Source organism: Sedimenticola selenatireducens, assembly GCF_963675335.2.
In the GTDB taxonomy this organism is placed as follows: domain Bacteria; phylum Pseudomonadota; class Gammaproteobacteria; order Chromatiales; family Chromatiaceae; genus Sedimenticola; species Sedimenticola selenatireducens.
Genome location: NZ_CAXXYC010000002.1, coordinates 127,137 through 143,076, shown reverse-complemented (window position 1 = coordinate 143,076; position 15,940 = coordinate 127,137). Strand labels below are relative to the sequence as shown.

General features: G+C 59.3%; 15 protein-coding genes. 11 read left to right on the top strand and 4 right to left on the bottom strand.

The annotated features are described in order from the left end of the window. Positions 1-17 precede the first annotated feature (17 nt). The gene (locus ACHZBF_RS03210; RefSeq protein WP_273437114.1) at positions 18-293 is read right to left on the bottom strand and encodes an HlyU family transcriptional regulator; all 276 of its coding nucleotides are present in this window, start codon (positions 291-293) and stop codon (positions 18-20) included. A 163-nt stretch (positions 294-456) separates the two neighbouring features. Between ACHZBF_RS03210 and ACHZBF_RS03205 the strand changes: the two genes are divergently transcribed. Beyond that, positions 457-1,182, top strand: a complete 726-nt coding sequence (locus tag ACHZBF_RS03205) for a pirin family protein (protein WP_321527667.1) — start codon at positions 457-459, stop codon at positions 1,180-1,182. 4 nt (positions 1,183-1,186) lie between these two features. Continuing rightward, positions 1,187-2,125 (top strand): glutathione S-transferase family protein, encoded by a 939-nt coding sequence (locus ACHZBF_RS03200; protein ID WP_321527666.1) that lies wholly within the window; start codon positions 1,187-1,189, stop codon positions 2,123-2,125. Between the two features lie 47 nt (positions 2,126-2,172). Here the strand turns inward: ACHZBF_RS03200 and ACHZBF_RS03195 are convergent, their stop codons facing one another. Beyond that, positions 2,173-3,327 (bottom strand): methyl-accepting chemotaxis protein, encoded by a 1,155-nt coding sequence (locus ACHZBF_RS03195; RefSeq protein ID WP_321527665.1) that lies wholly within the window; start codon positions 3,325-3,327, stop codon positions 2,173-2,175. 446 nt (positions 3,328-3,773) lie between these two features. On the opposite strand from ACHZBF_RS03195, the gene ACHZBF_RS03190 reads away from it, so the two are divergent. Then, on the top strand, positions 3,774-4,556 hold the full coding sequence (locus tag ACHZBF_RS03190) for a sulfite exporter TauE/SafE family protein (RefSeq protein WP_321527664.1): 783 nt from the start codon (positions 3,774-3,776) through the stop codon (positions 4,554-4,556). A gap of 71 nt (positions 4,557-4,627) precedes the next feature. Here the strand turns inward: ACHZBF_RS03190 and ACHZBF_RS03185 are convergent, their stop codons facing one another. Together ACHZBF_RS03185 and ACHZBF_RS03180 are read right to left on the bottom strand one after the other, a co-directional pair. Next, the gene (locus tag ACHZBF_RS03185) at positions 4,628-5,425 is read right to left on the bottom strand and encodes a hypothetical protein (RefSeq protein WP_321527663.1); all 798 of its coding nucleotides are present in this window, start codon (positions 5,423-5,425) and stop codon (positions 4,628-4,630) included. A gap of 95 nt (positions 5,426-5,520) precedes the next feature. Then, the gene (locus tag ACHZBF_RS03180; protein WP_321527662.1) at positions 5,521-6,072 is read right to left on the bottom strand and encodes a pyridoxamine 5'-phosphate oxidase family protein; all 552 of its coding nucleotides are present in this window, start codon (positions 6,070-6,072) and stop codon (positions 5,521-5,523) included. Positions 6,073-6,193: 121 nt separating this feature from the next. Here ACHZBF_RS03180 and nikR point away from each other — a divergent pair, with 121 nt between their 5' ends. From nikR to recQ, 8 genes are all read left to right on the top strand, one after another. After that, entirely contained in the window at positions 6,194-6,661 is a 468-nt protein-coding gene (gene nikR, locus ACHZBF_RS03175; protein ID WP_029132806.1) for a nickel-responsive transcriptional regulator NikR, read from the top strand. A 205-nt stretch (positions 6,662-6,866) separates the two neighbouring features. Next, complete coding sequence (locus ACHZBF_RS03170) at positions 6,867-7,637, top strand: DUF4198 domain-containing protein (RefSeq protein ID WP_321527661.1); 771 nt, start codon at positions 6,867-6,869, stop codon at positions 7,635-7,637. A gap of 16 nt (positions 7,638-7,653) precedes the next feature. After that, positions 7,654-8,262: a cobalt transporter CbiM gene (cbiM, locus tag ACHZBF_RS03165; RefSeq protein WP_273437106.1), complete on the top strand. Its 609-nt coding sequence runs from the start codon at positions 7,654-7,656 to the stop codon at positions 8,260-8,262. Positions 8,263-8,266: 4 nt separating this feature from the next. After that, positions 8,267-8,845: a carboxypeptidase-like regulatory domain-containing protein gene (locus ACHZBF_RS03160; RefSeq protein ID WP_321527660.1), complete on the top strand. Its 579-nt coding sequence runs from the start codon at positions 8,267-8,269 to the stop codon at positions 8,843-8,845. After that, positions 8,845-9,603, top strand: coding sequence for a cobalt ECF transporter T component CbiQ (cbiQ, locus tag ACHZBF_RS03155; RefSeq protein ID WP_321527659.1), 759 nt, complete (start codon positions 8,845-8,847; stop codon positions 9,601-9,603). Before ACHZBF_RS03160 ends, cbiQ begins: the two co-directional genes overlap by 1 nt. Further along, positions 9,600-10,376 (top strand): energy-coupling factor ABC transporter ATP-binding protein, encoded by a 777-nt coding sequence (locus ACHZBF_RS03150; RefSeq protein ID WP_321527658.1) that lies wholly within the window; start codon positions 9,600-9,602, stop codon positions 10,374-10,376. The genes cbiQ and ACHZBF_RS03150 overlap by 4 nt, the downstream gene beginning before the upstream one ends. 268 nt (positions 10,377-10,644) lie before the next feature. Beyond that, positions 10,645-13,983, top strand: coding sequence for a mechanosensitive ion channel domain-containing protein (locus ACHZBF_RS03145; protein ID WP_321527657.1), 3,339 nt, complete (start codon positions 10,645-10,647; stop codon positions 13,981-13,983). A 119-nt stretch (positions 13,984-14,102) separates the two neighbouring features. After that, complete coding sequence (gene recQ / locus ACHZBF_RS03140; protein WP_321527656.1) at positions 14,103-15,938, top strand: DNA helicase RecQ; 1,836 nt, start codon at positions 14,103-14,105, stop codon at positions 15,936-15,938. Positions 15,939-15,940 lie beyond the last annotated feature (2 nt).

Sequence of the window (15,940 nt, the reverse complement as noted above, 5' to 3'; positions counted from 1 at the left end):
CAATCCACAGGAGCGGCTCATCTGAACAGGTCACTCCCCTGCTGGTCGATCAGCACACGCGCCTTGCGCAGGGTCTCCTCCACACACAGGTCATGGTTTGGCAGCAGATCGGCGCGGATAAAATGGTGCGTTTGCCCATCACGGGTAATCCAGCCCTGCACCCGGAACTGGCCGTTATCGGCCATTGGCTCCGGCTGAATATCGAATCCCTTATAGGCTACCGCGGCCACCGGCTGCGTCGTCTTTTCGCCAGCGTCGGCAAACAGTGCCTTCAGATAATCGGTGAATCCCATGCGCTTCCCTCCAATCCTGTGGGGCATTTATCCCATATCGTCCCGCTGACATAAAGCCCGGCAGGCCATCAACTGCTTTGCCTCAGGGGCATTATCCTTGCAATTCATTGGTTGTCTGAAGCCCAGCAACTACACTCTAATTCATCAACATGAGGTCTGGAAAATGAAACAGATCAGAGCAGCAAATGACCGAGGCTATCAGCATCACGACTGGCTGGAGACGCATTACAGCTTCTCCTTTGCCGATTATTATGATCCGGCCCACATGGGGATCTCCATCCTGCGCGTGATCAATGACGACCGGATCGCTCCGGCAGGCGGATTTCCCACCCACCCGCATCAGGATATGGAGATTGTCACCTACGTACTCGATGGGGTACTGGAACATAAGGACAGCATGGGCAACGGCTCACTCATCCGGCCGGGAGACATTCAGCGCATGAGCGCCGGCACCGGGGTGCGGCACAGCGAATTCAACCACTCGGACCAGCAGCCGGTACATCTGCTGCAGATCTGGCTGCTACCCAACCGGAAGGGTGTGACACCCGGCTATGCCCAGAAACACTTCCCCCCCTCGGAGCGCCGCAACCTTCTCCAGCTGCTGGTCTCGCCAGACGGCAGCGCCGGCTCCATCAGCGCCCACCAGGACGGCCTGATCTACGGCACCCTGCTGGAACCGGGCAAATCGGTGTCCCACGAACTGGCGGCGGAACGCATCGCCTATGTCCATATCGCCAGGGGCAAGGCGGTAATCAACAACGAAACCCTGGGTGATGGCGACGCCATCACCTTGTCGGAAGAGCCGCAGGTGAAGTTGACCGGTGTTGAGGAGTCGGAGATCCTGCTGTTTGATCTGCCCCAGGGGCCTGGCGGTCGTCAGCATAGGTGAAGTGATGAAAAACAGTGAAACAGGTGAATTTGTACGCTGGGAATCCCAATTCAGAAACTGGGTGACCCCCACGGGCGAGGCAGGCCCGCGTGGAGAAGGCGGCTTTAAGGCCGAGCCGGAGCGCTACCACCTCTATGTCTCACTGGCCTGCCCGTGGGCCCACCGCACCCTGATTTTTCGTAAACTGAAACGCCTGGAAGATGTTATCTCGGTGTCTGTGGTGCATCCGGTCATGCCCGAAGAGAGCTGGCTGTTCGGCAGCTATCCCGGGGCCACGGTGGATCATGTGCATGGCTACCGAAAACTGGCCCAGCTTTATGAGCAGGTCAAACCAGGCTATGACGGCGTGGTCACCGTGCCGGTACTGTATGACAAACAGCGCCACCAGATCGTAAACAACGAGTCATCGGAGGTTATACGTATGTTCAACAGCGCCTTTGATGCCTGGGGCGATGGAGAGCTGGATCTCTATCCCGAGCCAATGCGCAACCGGATCGACGAACTCAATGAATTTGTCTACGACCGGGTGAACAACGGCGTCTACAAGGCCGGGTTTGCCAAAACCCAGCCAGCCTATGAAAAAGCCTTCGACCAGTTGTTTGACGCACTGGATCAGCTTGAAGCGCGGCTGGAGCAGAACCCCTGGCTAATAGGCGATAGGCCCACCGAGGCCGACTGGCGGCTGTTCCCCACCCTGGTGCGTTTTGATGCGGTCTACTACGGACACTTCAAGTGCAACCAGCAACGCATTGTCGACTACCCCAATCTCTGGGCCTGGCTGCGTGCGCTCTACCGGGTGCCGGGGATCGCAGAGACGGTAAGCATGGATCACATCAAGACTCACTACTACGCCAGTCATCCCTCCATCAACCCGAACGGCATAATCCCCAAGGGACCGCAGATCGACTTCCAGTCACCGGGGGGTATGGGGCGTTATGACTGACAGGGACCGGCGTCGCGCCAGGCAACGCCGGGTCCCGGGATACCCGATCAGAGCTTGAACTCCGCCAGTTTCAGCTGCATGGTCTCTTCCTTTGACTCCTGTTCCTGGATACGGCTGCTGATTTCCGATATGGCATCCAGATTGGCCTGTGAAATCTGATTCACCTGGGCCACGCAATCCACGATATGCGCATTCTTCTCTTGCGACAGCGAAGACATCTTGACCGTGTGTTCCATCTGACCGGAGGCATTGGCGGCGTCAGTGGTGGCGGCGTTAATGACTTCGATAGTCTCCTCCATGGTATGCATCACACCCTCCAGGAGGGTGGTCTGACTCTCCATCTTTTTGGTCGATGTACTGACCGACTGGGTGATATCGGCGATAATCCGGTGGATCTCCTCCAGGCTCTGCTGGGTGCGCACCGCCAGGCCCCGCACCTCGTCCGCCACCACGGCAAACCCCCGGCCCTGTTCACCGGCACGAGCCGCCTCGATAGCCGCGTTCAGCGCCAGAAGATTGGTCTGCTCGGCTATCCCGTTGACCACCGTCAGCACCCCTTTGACCTGATCGGTGTTGTTGGATAGCTGGGCGATCTCCGTGGCCATTTCACGATTGCTGACCGAATAGCGGCGCAACTTCTCACCAAAATCGCTGATTCCCTGCTGGGATTTGTTGAGATGTTCACTGACATTGCGGATCAGGGTCTGGCTCTGTTCCGCATCCACAACAAGGCTGTCGGTGATCTGGTCCAGTTCCGCCAGTTCCTGGTGAGCCTCCTGTATCAGCTTGGCAATACCGTTGATGCGCTGATTGATCTCGCCGGTCATCTGGTTAATGTCATGCACCGCGTTCTTGTTCGAGCTGGCAAACTGTTTCGTCTCCAGCAGCGCCGAACGGATGTTGTGCCTGAAGCTGTCAATGACCGACAGCACCTGCCCCAGTTCAGTATTGAAGTTGGCGTTGACCTTGCACTCCTGGGATAGATCCCTTCTGGCAAAGTTTTCCATGTAGTGGGACATCTGTTTCAGGGCGTCCACACCCCAGCGTTTTTCATCCAGGTCATGTACCAGAACAACCGCAGCCACCACCAGTTGGATCACCATGGACCAGAAATTTTCGGTAAGGACCAGGGCATTGGCCACCAGAATAGTAATACCGACCCAGTGTATGCTGCGCATGCGCAAGAAGAGTGATTTGATCATATATAGGTTTCGCTATAGAGGTAGTCCATTATCGGGATAACAACCTGAAAAAGCTGACGTGGAAGTCACGTGGCGGCCGACTGATACCGCGCATAACGGCACTGTTTCAGCACAGCTTGTTATCACTCCCCTTATCGGACACCTGCTTGGAGACTTTAATAAAACCGGTAGAGACCTACGGAAATTTGCGGATTTAATTGACAGGGATCAGCAAAATGCCGCCGTGTGCGACTTCTCAACCCCGGTTTCTTCCCCGCATAGTTGACATTGATCGCACGGAACAGGCGTGTACAAAACAGCCAGGCACGGACTGCATCAACCACGCGCCAAGGCGTATCATAGGTCCCGCGAGCGACTATACGATCTGACATCATCGACCGCATCCACTTATCAACCGAGAAAATAATGCGATATTCACCCTGCTCGCCCTGCGGATTACCCGGGCAATGAGTGAACTGGAAACCTATCAATACCTGCTGATCGCGCTGATCTTTGTCTGGAGTGGCTTCGTGCGCTCGGGACTGGGCTTTGGCGGGGCGGCCCTGTCACTGCCGTTTCTGCTGCTGATCGAAAACCAGCCATTGATCTTCCTGCCCATCATCGCCATTCACCTGCTGGTGTTCTCCTCCTCCACCGTGCTGGTGAACGCACGGCGGTCGAGCTTGGCGAAGGCGAGCGGCGGGGACTTCAGGCAGGGTATCGACTGGGCCTATCTGCGGTATGCGCTGGCGGTGATGATCATACCCAAGCTGCTCGGGGTATTCGGCCTGATCACCCTGCCACCGGCGGTGATGAGCGGCATCATCTTCTCCATCGTGGCGGTATATGCCATCGGCTATATCCTGAACCGCCCCTTCAAGAGCAACAGCAAGGCGGTGGATGCCCTGTTCCTGATGCTGGGTGGCTACATCAGCGGCTCCTCACTGATCGGCGCGCCCTTGATCATCGCCGTATTCGCCAATCATGTGGATAAACACCAGTTGCGCGATACCCTGTTTGTCCTCTGGTTCATCCTGGTGACCATCAAGATGGCCGCCTTCATTGCCGTCGGCATCGACCTGCAGCTGATCCACCAGCTCTGGTTGCTGCCCTGTGCCACGGTCGGCCATCTGCTGGGATTGCGGCTGCACCGGCGGATGCTCGACCGGGAATCGCCGCTGTTCTTCCGCCTGCTCGGCTCTGCCCTGCTGTTGATCAGTACTATCGGACTGCTGAAAGGGTTGGTATGAGCCCGCCAGGGGCATTATCCCTGCCACAGATTCGGCCGGGGTCGGGTTCCTGAGGCCTGGGAATAGAAAATCTACTCACCATTGGTGGCGCTGAACCAGCAGCGGGGGCGCACACCGTGAGTCTGCAACGGGTGATGGGTGCAGAGCCAGGATGGAGCATCAGCCGCTGACCGACGGTTCTCCGGATCGCACAGGGCGGCGGCAAAATAGGTATCAAGACGGCATTGCGGACTGGGCAGCCCCATATTGGTCCGCTGTGAAATCGACAGTTCCGGCATCTCGAACATCGGGTAGCCGATATGCCGTTTATGTGCGAAGTAACGGGTCAGGCGCGCCCCGGCCATGGCCGAGCGCATGCATAGCGCCCGCGCCTCGCGGTCATCAAATACCCCCCGACAGCGGTCAATCACGATCTCCGGCGTGGTCTCTTCCCGCAGCACGCTGTATTCGGGCAGTTTCGGGAACACGCGCCGCAGGCAATCGGAGACCCCAAAATAATCCGCCTGCCCCTCCACCGAGTATTTCCAGACCGCCGGCGGTCCCGCCAGGTGATGACCGATTTCATGGCAAATTATCAGGGTGAAAGCATCGGCATTGATAATCGGCTGGCGGGCGATCCCGCCTGGAATGCGCAGCACCGCGATCTCTCCGCGCCGGTCCTCCTCGCGCCAGGCTGAAGCCTGATTGGTATCGTCCGGCCAGAGCCGGTCGATGCGCAGCCGTTCGTTACGCTCACTGAACGCCGCAACATAGGTCCGGCCGACCACGTCAAGAATGGTGTGATAGGTATTTCTGGAGATCTCCGCAGTCGCCGCCGACCAGCCGTACAGCGACAGGAGCCATAAAACAACCATGGAGAGACGCACCATACAGAGTTTCCACCCGTGTCCGGCTCCCCTTACCTGTAACTAATAGCGTAAACCCCGGTGACTTCAAGGTGCAGGGCATTACGGATACCGGCTGATCAATTCTCCGGCTCCAGGACATGGGTCGCCTTGCCGTCCAGGCTGTGCCGGTTTTTTTCCCGCCAGTAGTCACGAATCCCCGCCTCACCCTTCTTTTCCGCCCAGGCCGTCAACTGTTCACGCTCACCCGCATAATCATAAAACGGCACCCCCATGCCGCAGGAGGTCTGCACCAGTTCCACCGCCAGATCGAATATCTGGCGTGCACCCGAGAGTGGCTTGAACAGCGGGTAGAGGGTTTCCCATTCGGTATCGTAGGGATGAATCACGCGGGGTGTGCCATACAGTCGCAGGATCATCGGACTGCCCTCAAAGGCACAGAACATGAGGGTCATCCTGGGAAACTCCCGGACGTGGGCCGCCGTTTCGTTGCCGCTGCCGGTAACATTGAGCCAGACCAGGCGCCGCTCATCCAGCACCCGCAGTGAGTCCATCCCCTTGGGAGAGAGGTTGACCCGGCCATCGGCCGCCGCCGTGGCCACGAAAAACAGCTTCTGGTCACGAATAAAATCGATCATCTTTTGCGGAATTTCTCTGTACTGCCGGCCCATCCGGGTTGCTCCTGAATCTGTTGTGATATAAGCGTATTCGAGCGATCCGGCGAATGTTTGCCCCCGCGCGGATCTCCTGCGATGATTCGAGCATAGCACGCCGAAAACACGAGGAAGCCCAATGGAACGCATCACCATCTCCCTGGATGAGGAGCTGATCAGCCAGTTTGAGGAGTACCTGAAACGGCGTAACTACAAGAACCGCTCAGAGGCGATCCGGGATATGATCCGCGACACCCTGGAAGCGGATCGCATGGAGCATGCCGACACAGGCCACTGCGTCGGCACCCTCACCTATGTGTTCAACCACGAGGAACGGGAGCTGGCCAGGCGCCTGACTCACGCCCACCATCACCATCACGATGTTTCGATCTCCACCCTGCATGTCCACCTGGATCATGAAAACTGCCTGGAGGCAGTGGTGGTCAACGGCCCCACCAAACAGGTCGAAGAGTTTGCCAATGCCGTCATCACCCAGCCGGGTGTGCGCCATGGCAAGCTCAACCTGATTCCGGTGGAGGTACAGCAGGAGCATCACCACCATGGCAGCGGCGCCCACAAACACAGCCATACCCACCCCCAGACCTGAATCTTCGGACAGGGACAACAACCGAGGAATCGTCAGCGGCGGGACCTGCCTGCAAGCACCGTAGCAGGCATGAAGCCACCGCCACAGCCATAACCCTGCCCTTTCCCTGCAGTTGTATTACGAATTATTTTTTTGTAATATTTCATAACTCACCCGGGTACTGCGGCACAGTCGTGCCGGCGAGTTTCTCCACCGGAGTCTGCGAATGTATAAACGGCTTACCCGATTTCTGACGGCAGCACTGACCCTGTTTCCAACACTCGCCACGCCCCACTTCCAGACCCTGATCCCCTCCCATGACCTGGTCCATGAGGCAACCCCCCGCATCATCCGGCTGGACATGGCCTTCACCCACCCGATGCAGGGGGGCCCCGCCATGGCGATGGGTAAGCCGGTGCAATTCGGTGTGCTGGGCCCCGGTGGACACCAGAACCTGAACGACACTCTCTCCCCGTACCAGATAAAGGGCGAAACGGCCTATCGGGCCGACTACCGTTTCACCCGGCCCGGTGATTATCTTTTTTATCTGCAGCCCGCCCCTTACTGGGAGCCGGCCGAGGGGGTGATGATTGAGCACTACACCAAGGTGGTGGTGGACGCCTTCTCCGCGGAGACCGGCTGGGACAGGCTGGTGGGTTTTCCGGTCGAGATCGAACCACTCACCCGCCCCTTCGGACTCTGGACCGGCAATCTGTTCCAGGGAGTGGTCAGGCGGAACGGCCAGCCGGTGCCCTTCGCCGAGGTGGAGGTCGAGTGGCTGAATGACGGCAGCGTCATACCACCGGCAGACGCCTATATCACCCAGGTGATCAGGGCGGACGCCAACGGCACCTTCAGCTATGTGATGCCCCGTGCCGGTTGGTGGGGTTTCGCCGCGCTGCTGGAGGGTCCGGAAAAGCTGAACAATCCCGCCGGGCAGGCCGTGCCGGTGGAACAGGGGGCACTGATCTGGGTCTTTGCCCGTGATATGCCGTAACTGAGGAGCCACGACCATGGCCCATATTCCTGACGGAGTGCTCTCCACGCCCGTACTGATCACCGGCGCTGTCGTCACCACCGGCCTGTTGGCGGTGGCGATCCGGCGGCTCGACTTCGACCGCATACCCCAGGCGGCGGTGCTCTCGGCGGCCTTTTTTATCGCCTCCCTGCTCTCGGTGCCGGTCGGCCCCAGCAGCGTCCATCTGATACTGAACGGTCTGATGGGGGTGATCCTGGGATGGGCAGCGGTGCCCGCCATTTTTGTTGCGCTGATCATGCAGGCGGTATTTTTCGGTTATGGCGGTCTGCTGGTGCTGGGGGTGAATACCATGAATATCGCCCTCCCAGCGCTGTTATGCGCAGCCCTTCTGGGTCCGGCGCTGCGGCGTTCCGACGGCAGATTCAGCCTGATCTGGGGAGCTGTAAGCGGTGCAGCGGGCGTTCTCTTGACCGGCACACTGGTCAGTCTCTGCCTCGGCCTGAGCAGTGCCGATTTCCTGCCGGCCGCCAAGGTCGTGCTTGCCACCTACGCACCACTGATGATCGCCGAGGCGGCTGTCACCGGCTTTACCCTGGGGTTCATCCTCAAGGTGGCGCCAGAACTGATCACCATTCCAGAGTGAACTGATGTCACGCCTACACTTGATTCTCCCACTCCTGCTGCTGTTGAACGGCACCGCAGAGGCGCACCTGCTGAAACTGTTTGCCTATGTCGAGGGAGCCAGCGTTCACGGCTCTGCCTACTTTGCCGGAGGCACCAATGCCGCCGGCCTGGCAATCACCATCAGCGACCGCAACAATCAACAGCTTGTCAGTCTGAAAACCGACTCACAGGGCGGCTTCAGCTACACCCCGGCCACCCCGGGTGAATACCATATTCGGGCCGATACCGGCGAGGGCCACCGTGCAGAGTGGCTGATCCGGGCGGACGAGTTCAGCCAGGCGTTCCCTGCCGGTGCCGCCACGGCCGGCGGTGGTCAGGAGGCGGTTAAGCCGGACAACACCCTCCCTGCTCTGCCGGCCCCACAACTGGCAGGATTGATCGAGCGGGCCGTGGCACGGCAGATCGGCCCCCTGCGCGAGGCGCTGCAACGTAGCGAAGACCGGGCGCGCCTGAGCGATATACTCGGCGGCGTCGGCTTTATTTTCGGTCTCGCCGGTATCGCCCTCTGGTGGCGTGGCAGGCAGGTTGAACGGGGAAAATAATGCAACTGACCCTCATTGAAGATGAACCCGGAAACGACCGGCTGAGACAGTTCGATCCGCGCCTGCGCCTGATTGCCGCCCTGCTGTTCGCGCTGACGGTGGTCTCCCTGCACCTGATCCCGCTGCTGCTGCTCACCCTGCTGCTGGCGTTGGGCATGGCATGGTGGATCGGCCTGAGTGGATCGCTGCTGCTGAAACGGCTCCTGGTGATGGAGGGGTTCATGATTGCACTGCTGGTCATGCTGCCTTTTTCCGTGCCCGGCGAAAGCTTATTGACCCTGGGGCCGTTCAACGCCAGCGTAGAGGGAGTGCAGCGGGCCCTGCAGATCGTGCTCAGAGCCAACGCCATTGTGATTCTGCTAATGGCCCTTATCGGTACCCTGGAGCCGGTGGTTTTGGGTCACGCCCTGGGACAGCTGCGACTGCCCGATAAGCTGATCCATCTGTTTCTGTTTACCGTGCGCTACATCGGCGTCCTGTTTGACGAATATCGGCGCCTGCGTCTGGCGATGCGCGCACGCGCCTTCGTCGCCGGCAGCAATCGGCATACCTGGCGAACCTTCGGCTGGCTGGTGGGCATGCTGCTGGTGCGCAGCTTGGAGCGCTCCGAGCGGATTCTGGCCGCCATGAAATGCCGTGGTTTCAATGGACGGCTCTATCTGGTGAAGCAAAATATCTGGAGCCGGCATGACACGCTGGCTCTGCTCCTCTCGCTCAGCCTTTCGGGCACACTGCTACTGCTGGAACAGACCTTATGAATGAAGCCCTGATCACGCTGCGGGATATCAGTTTTGGCTATCCGAACCACCCGGTACTGTCCGGAGTAAATTTTCATCTCCACCCCGGTGAGCGGGTTGCCCTGCTGGGGGAGAACGGCGCCGGCAAGACCACCCTATTGCAACTGATGGTGGGGCTGCACAAACCCACCCGCGGGCGCATCCACGCCTTTGGCCGCGAGCGCCGCAGCGAGCAGGACTTCCGGGATGTACGGGGCAAGGCGGGACTGCTGTTTCAGGATGCCGATGACCAGCTGTTCTGTCCCACGGTGCTGGAGGATGTCATCTTCGGCCCGCGTAACCTGGGCAAGTCGGAGACCGAGGCAAAGGTGATTGCCGAACAGGTGCTGGGTTCTCTCGGGCTCTCCCGCTACGCTGATCGCATCACCCACAAACTCTCAGGCGGTGAGAAACGGATGATTTCACTGGCCACGGTGCTGGCCATGCAGCCACAGGCGCTGTTGATGGATGAACCAACCAACGGACTCGATGAAAAGGCCGAGCAGCGACTGCTGGAGCATCTGGAGTCACTGCCCCAGGCGATGGTATTCGTCTCCCACGACCGCAAACTGGTGGAACGGCTGGCCACCCGCGCCGTGATGATCGAGGACGGCACCCTGATCGAAGGGGTGATGCACAGCCATCCGCACGTTCATACCCATTCCCATCTGCATATCCATGCCGCCGGCATTGATGCCGGGCACGACCACGACGGCAGCATTCCCGAACATCAGCATGCCCACGGGGAAGGCTGATCCTCACAAAACAGCTGCCGGGCCAAATCCGTATTGGGCCAACCCCTCAGCCAACCAGCCGGCTCTGTCTCTCTCTGGCGACATGACTGGATTGCACTTCAATAGCGCGACAGTTTCTGTTGACAGCAAACCCGGGGGATGGGATTTTGAACTAACCGACCCGGGACGGGTCGGTATCTGCCAACATGAGCCACAAAGAAGAGAACCTCCGGGGAGATCTGTGCTGAACCACTTGATCCACTTTCGGCCGCTGACCAGGATGCTGCCGATGATCCTGTTCTGCCTGGCCGTGACGCTGCCCGCTATCGCAGCGAATGAAACCAACCAGACCGGGCCACTGGGATCAACCACCCCAAGCATCGAGAGTACCCGGGCAAAAATCACCGAACTGGAAGCCGTCGCCGGGCAAGAGGGCGCCGACACTAAGGAACTGGAAAGCTACCGCCGGATCCTGGAACAGCTACAACAGGCGGAGGGTGAGCAGAGGCAGGCCGACCTGTACAGGCAGACCGTCGACAACGCCGAACAACAGCTCAAGGAACTGAGAAATTCCCTCGCCCGGTTCGTCAATGAGAGCAAGCCGTTCGTCTTGCCGGTCAATCTGACGGTTGAGGAGCTGACCCGGCGCTATAACCAGGCTCAGTCGGATCGCCAGTTGGCCCAGACTCAACTGCAGGATCTGGAAGAACAGCGCGCCATACAGCGTGTCCGGCCCGAGCAGTCCGGCAAAGAGCTGGCTGATGCCAAAAGGCAATTGGAGGAGATCGAACAACGGCTGAGTGGAGACAGTGCGAATCGGCTCCAATCACCCCAAAAACAGCTCCTGCTGGCCACTCAGTCAAAGTTAAAGAACAAGATCAACCGGCTGCAGATGGAACGTCTCAGCCACACCCATCGTATGGACCAGCTGGCCGTGCAAATTGAACTGGCTCAGACCAGGCTCAAGCAGGCTGATGCGCGGATGCAGCAGTTTCAGGAACGGGTCTCCTCACTGCAGGCGCAAGAGGCACAGCAGGCACAGCAGCAAGCCGAGATCGCGCAACAGGAGGCGGCCGGCAAACACCCGCTGATCCAGCAATACGCCAACAATAATACCGCACTCAGCCAGAAACTGACTCAGCTGGCCACACAGACCGAAGCGGTGACGCTGGAACTGGAGAAGACCGTAGCCCGTAAAGAGGCTATCCGGCAGAGCCAGGAGCGGGTTCAGCAACAGATTAATATCGGTGGCCTGGATGAGCAACCGGGACGCGTGCTGCAGAAACAGCGCAGTAATCTGCCCAGGTTGGCGGATATCCAGAAAAGCGTGGAAAAGAGACGCGCCGAGATCGCCACCGTACGATTAGAATCCTTTCAGATCGAGGATCGGCAGCAACAGCTACAGGCAGAGCTCGGGTATGACCTGATTAACGAAACCCAACCCGATGATCTGACCGCCGAGGAGTGGAATCAGATCCGCAGTGAACTGAAACAACTGCTGTACGACCGCCTGGTGCTCCTGGACAAACTCAAAACCGCCTACGGGCGCTACGAGAAGGCACAGGCCGATCTCAGCGCCGAGCAGTTGCAACTCTATGACCGGGTAGCCCAATATGGTGAGCTGCTTGACCGGCATCTGCTCTGGATCCCCTCCACCGACCGCATGACGGCGGCTACTTTGAACAATGCAATAGAGGGCATCGGCTGGTTCTTCTCCGCCCCAAACTGGAGCAATGCGGCTGAAGGCATCGTCAACGGTCTAAAGCTTTACCCCTACCGGGTAATCATACTGATAATTGTCCTCGGTCTGCTGCTGGCCAACCGCAGGAAAATGCGTCAGCGGCTGGCCCAGATCGCACCGGCCGTTGGCAACGTCGCCAAAGACAGTTTTCAGAATACGGTCAATGCATTTGTCATCACCTTGTTGCTGGCCCTGCCCTGGCCGTTGCTGATGGCCGCGCTGGGGTGGTGGCTCACCAAGGGCTCCGACCACGCCTTTATCGTGGCTGTATCCATCGGCCTGCGACGTGTGGCGGTGTTCTTTTTCATTATTCAAATCGTGCGTTACCTGTTCATAAAGAACGGTCTGGCAGAGGTGCACTTCCGCTGGAACCCGGCGCACGGAAAGATGTTCCGTCGCCATATGCGCTGGCTGGTGGCGGCGCTGGTTCCGCTCGCTTTTACCGTCGGCGTATTCGAGTGGGTAGAGAATGACGCCTATATCAACTCGCTGGGGCGACTGGCATTTATCGCCGGTCTGTTGGTTACCGCGCTGTTTTTCCACCGCATGCTCAATCCCTGGACCGGCTTCCTGGCGACCGACGGAAACAACTGCCGCAGTGACCTGAGCAGGCTCTGGTATCCGGCGGCCATGCTCACCAACCTGAGTCTGGCGATACTGGCCATTGAAGGCTACTACTTCAGCGCTCTCAACCTGGAACGCATGCTGTTTGTCTCAATGATCTCCGGGATACTCATCTTCCTGGTCTATCACCTGCTGGCGCGTTGGCTACTGGTGGCGGAACGACGCCTGGCACTTGCGCGGGCAAGGGCCAAACGACAGGCGGCACAGGAAGCCAAAGTTGCCAAGGAGGCCGCCGAGGCCGCCGGCGAGGGGGTACCGGAGCTGGCCGAATTCGAGGCGGTCAACCTGGCCACCATCAACGAGCAGACACGTCGCCTGTTACGGGTGGGCACCACCCTGCTGTTTGCCGTCCTGATCTACCTGATATGGGAACAGCTGACACCGGCCCTGAGCTGGTTGAACAACGTGGTGTTGTGGCAGTTTGAAAGCGGTGGCCAGATCTCGGATATCTCCCTCTGGGAGGGTCTGGCGGCGCTGGTAGCGGTGGCCCTCACCATGATTGCCGGGCGCAACCTGCCGGGATTGCTGGAGATCGCCGTATTGCAGCCGTTGAGCCTGGATCTGGGCACCCGGTATGCCGTCTCCACGATCAGCCGCTATACCATCTACGGTGTCGGCAGTCTGCTGGTGCTGAACCTGATCGGCTTGAGGTGGGATGACGTTCAGTGGCTGGTTGCCGCCATGGGTGTCGGCCTCGGTTTTGGACTTAAAGAGATCTTCGCCAACTTCTTCTCGGGCATACTAATCCTGTTCGAACGGCCCATCCGCATCGGCGACACCGTCACCATCGGCGACATCAGCGGTACCGTCTCGCGTATCCGTATCCGCGCCACCACCATCACCGACTGGGACAACAAGGAGCTGGTGGTCCCCAACAAGAATTTCATCACCGATCCACTGATCAACTGGACCCTGTCGGACCCGATCACCCGCCTTGTTATCAAGGTGGGCATCGCCTACGGCTCGGACACCGACCGGGCCCTGCAGATCATGACCGATGTGGTAGAAAATCACCCCGAGGTCATGAAGGAACCCAGGGCCACCATCTTTTTTACCGGATTTGGCGACAGCTCCCTGAACTTCGACATCCGGGTCTTTGTCAGTGACAACTTCAAGCGCATGCCCCTGTTGCACGACCTGCACATGTCCCTGAACAAGGCGCTGGCCAAGGGCGGCATCGAAATCCCCTTCCCGCAACGGGACCTGCACCTGCGCTCGGTGGATCCTAATATCGATTTGCGGGGTAAAGACAAGAGTTCATAGCCCCTGCGGTTGCCCGAAAATTTGCACAGCAGCCAACAAGGGCAGGCACGGGGGCCTGCCCTTACCTTCTCGATCATCCTGTAATTGTGACCACCTCCCGTAGCCTTTAGAATGCCTCAATGAATCCGACCTCACCCACGACCGATCGACTGGATGAAACCCTCAGTCGTGTCTTCGGCTACACACAGTTCCGCCCGCATCAGCGCCAGATCATCCAACAGCTTACCGGGGGAGAGTCCGCCTTCGTACTGATGCCCACCGGCGGTGGCAAGTCGCTCTGCTACCAGATTCCGGCGCTGCTACGTCCGGGTGTCGGCATCGTCATCTCACCCTTGATCTCGTTGATGAAGGACCAGGTCGATGCGTTGCGGGCAAACGGGGTCAATGCCGCCTTCTACAACTCTTCCCTGTCATCCGATAACGCCCGCCAGGTCCTGGCACAACTGCACAGCGGTGAACTGAAGCTGCTCTACATCGCCCCGGAACGGCTGATGCGGGAGGATTTCATCGAACGGTTGCGGCAGATCGATATCGCCCTGATCGCCATCGACGAGGCCCACTGCGTCTCCCAGTGGGGCCACGACTTCCGTCCCGAGTACGCCCAGTTGGGCCAGCTCGAGACGCTGTTTCCCGGCATCCCCCGGATCGCCCTGACAGCAACCGCCGATCCGCAGACCCGCAAGGATATCTTGCGGGTGCTGAAGCTGGAGCAGGCAGCTTGCCATATCACCGGTTTCGACCGTCCCAATATTCGCTACTCGGTACTGGAGAAACACAACCCGTTCAACCAGCTGCGTCAGTTTCTCGCTAACCACCCGAAAGAGTCAGGCATCATATACGCCCTCAGCCGCAAGCGGGTGGAGCGACTCACAGCCCAGCTCTACGAGAAGGGCGTTCGCGCCGCCGCCTATCACGCCGGGCTCTCGTCCGAACAGCGTCACTGGGTGCAGGAGCAGTTTCTGCGCGACGAGATCGACATCGTGGTTGCCACGGTCGCCTTCGGCATGGGCATCGACAAGCCCGATGTGCGATTCGTGGTGCACTACGATCTGCCGAAAAATATCGAGAGCTACTACCAGGAGACCGGCCGGGCCGGCCGTGACGGCCTGCCGGCCGAGGCGCTGCTGCTGTTTGGTGCCCAGGACATGGTGCTGGTGCGCCAGCTGGTGGAGGGCGGCGATAATCCGGAGCGGGTGCGTATCGAACTGCACAAGCTCAACACCATGATCGCCCTGGCCGAGAGCGTCACCTGTCGCCGCCAGGTGCTGCTGAACTACTTCGGCGAGCAGCTTGAGGGCGGTTGCGGCAACTGCGATCTCTGCCTTGATCCACCCGAGACCTTTGACGCCACCGAGGATGCGCGCAAGGCCCTCTCCTGCGTCTACCGGGTCGGCCAGTCATTTGGCATGCGCCATGTCATCGACGTGCTGCGCGGCGCCGACAACGAACGCATCCGCCGCCTCGGCCATGATCGACTCAGCACCCATGGCATCGGCAGCGACAAGAGCGATATCGAGTGGTCCAGCCTGATCCGTCAGCTGATTCACCACGGCTACCTGCTGCAGGATATCGAGCACTACTCGGTGCTGCGGCTCACTCCCGCGGCACGACCGGTATTGCGCGGAGAAAAGCCGTTGCAGCTTGCCGTGCCGCGCATTCGTGAAAAGACAAAGAGCAAGCCCAAGGCACCCAAAGGGGCCGCCGAGATCGGCGCCTACGATGAGGTGCTGTTCGAGCGGCTGCGTGCGCTGCGCAAGTCATTGGCGGATGAAGCCGGCGTGCCGCCCTACGTGGTGTTTGGCGACAACGCACTGCTGCTGATGGCAAGGGATAAGCCGACCGAGTCAGACGAGTTCCTGCAGATCAGCGGTGTCGGCCAAACCAAACTGGAGCGTTATGGTGATACCTTCATGAATGCCATTGCCGAACATGACAGCCGGGCAACCGACGGCTGATT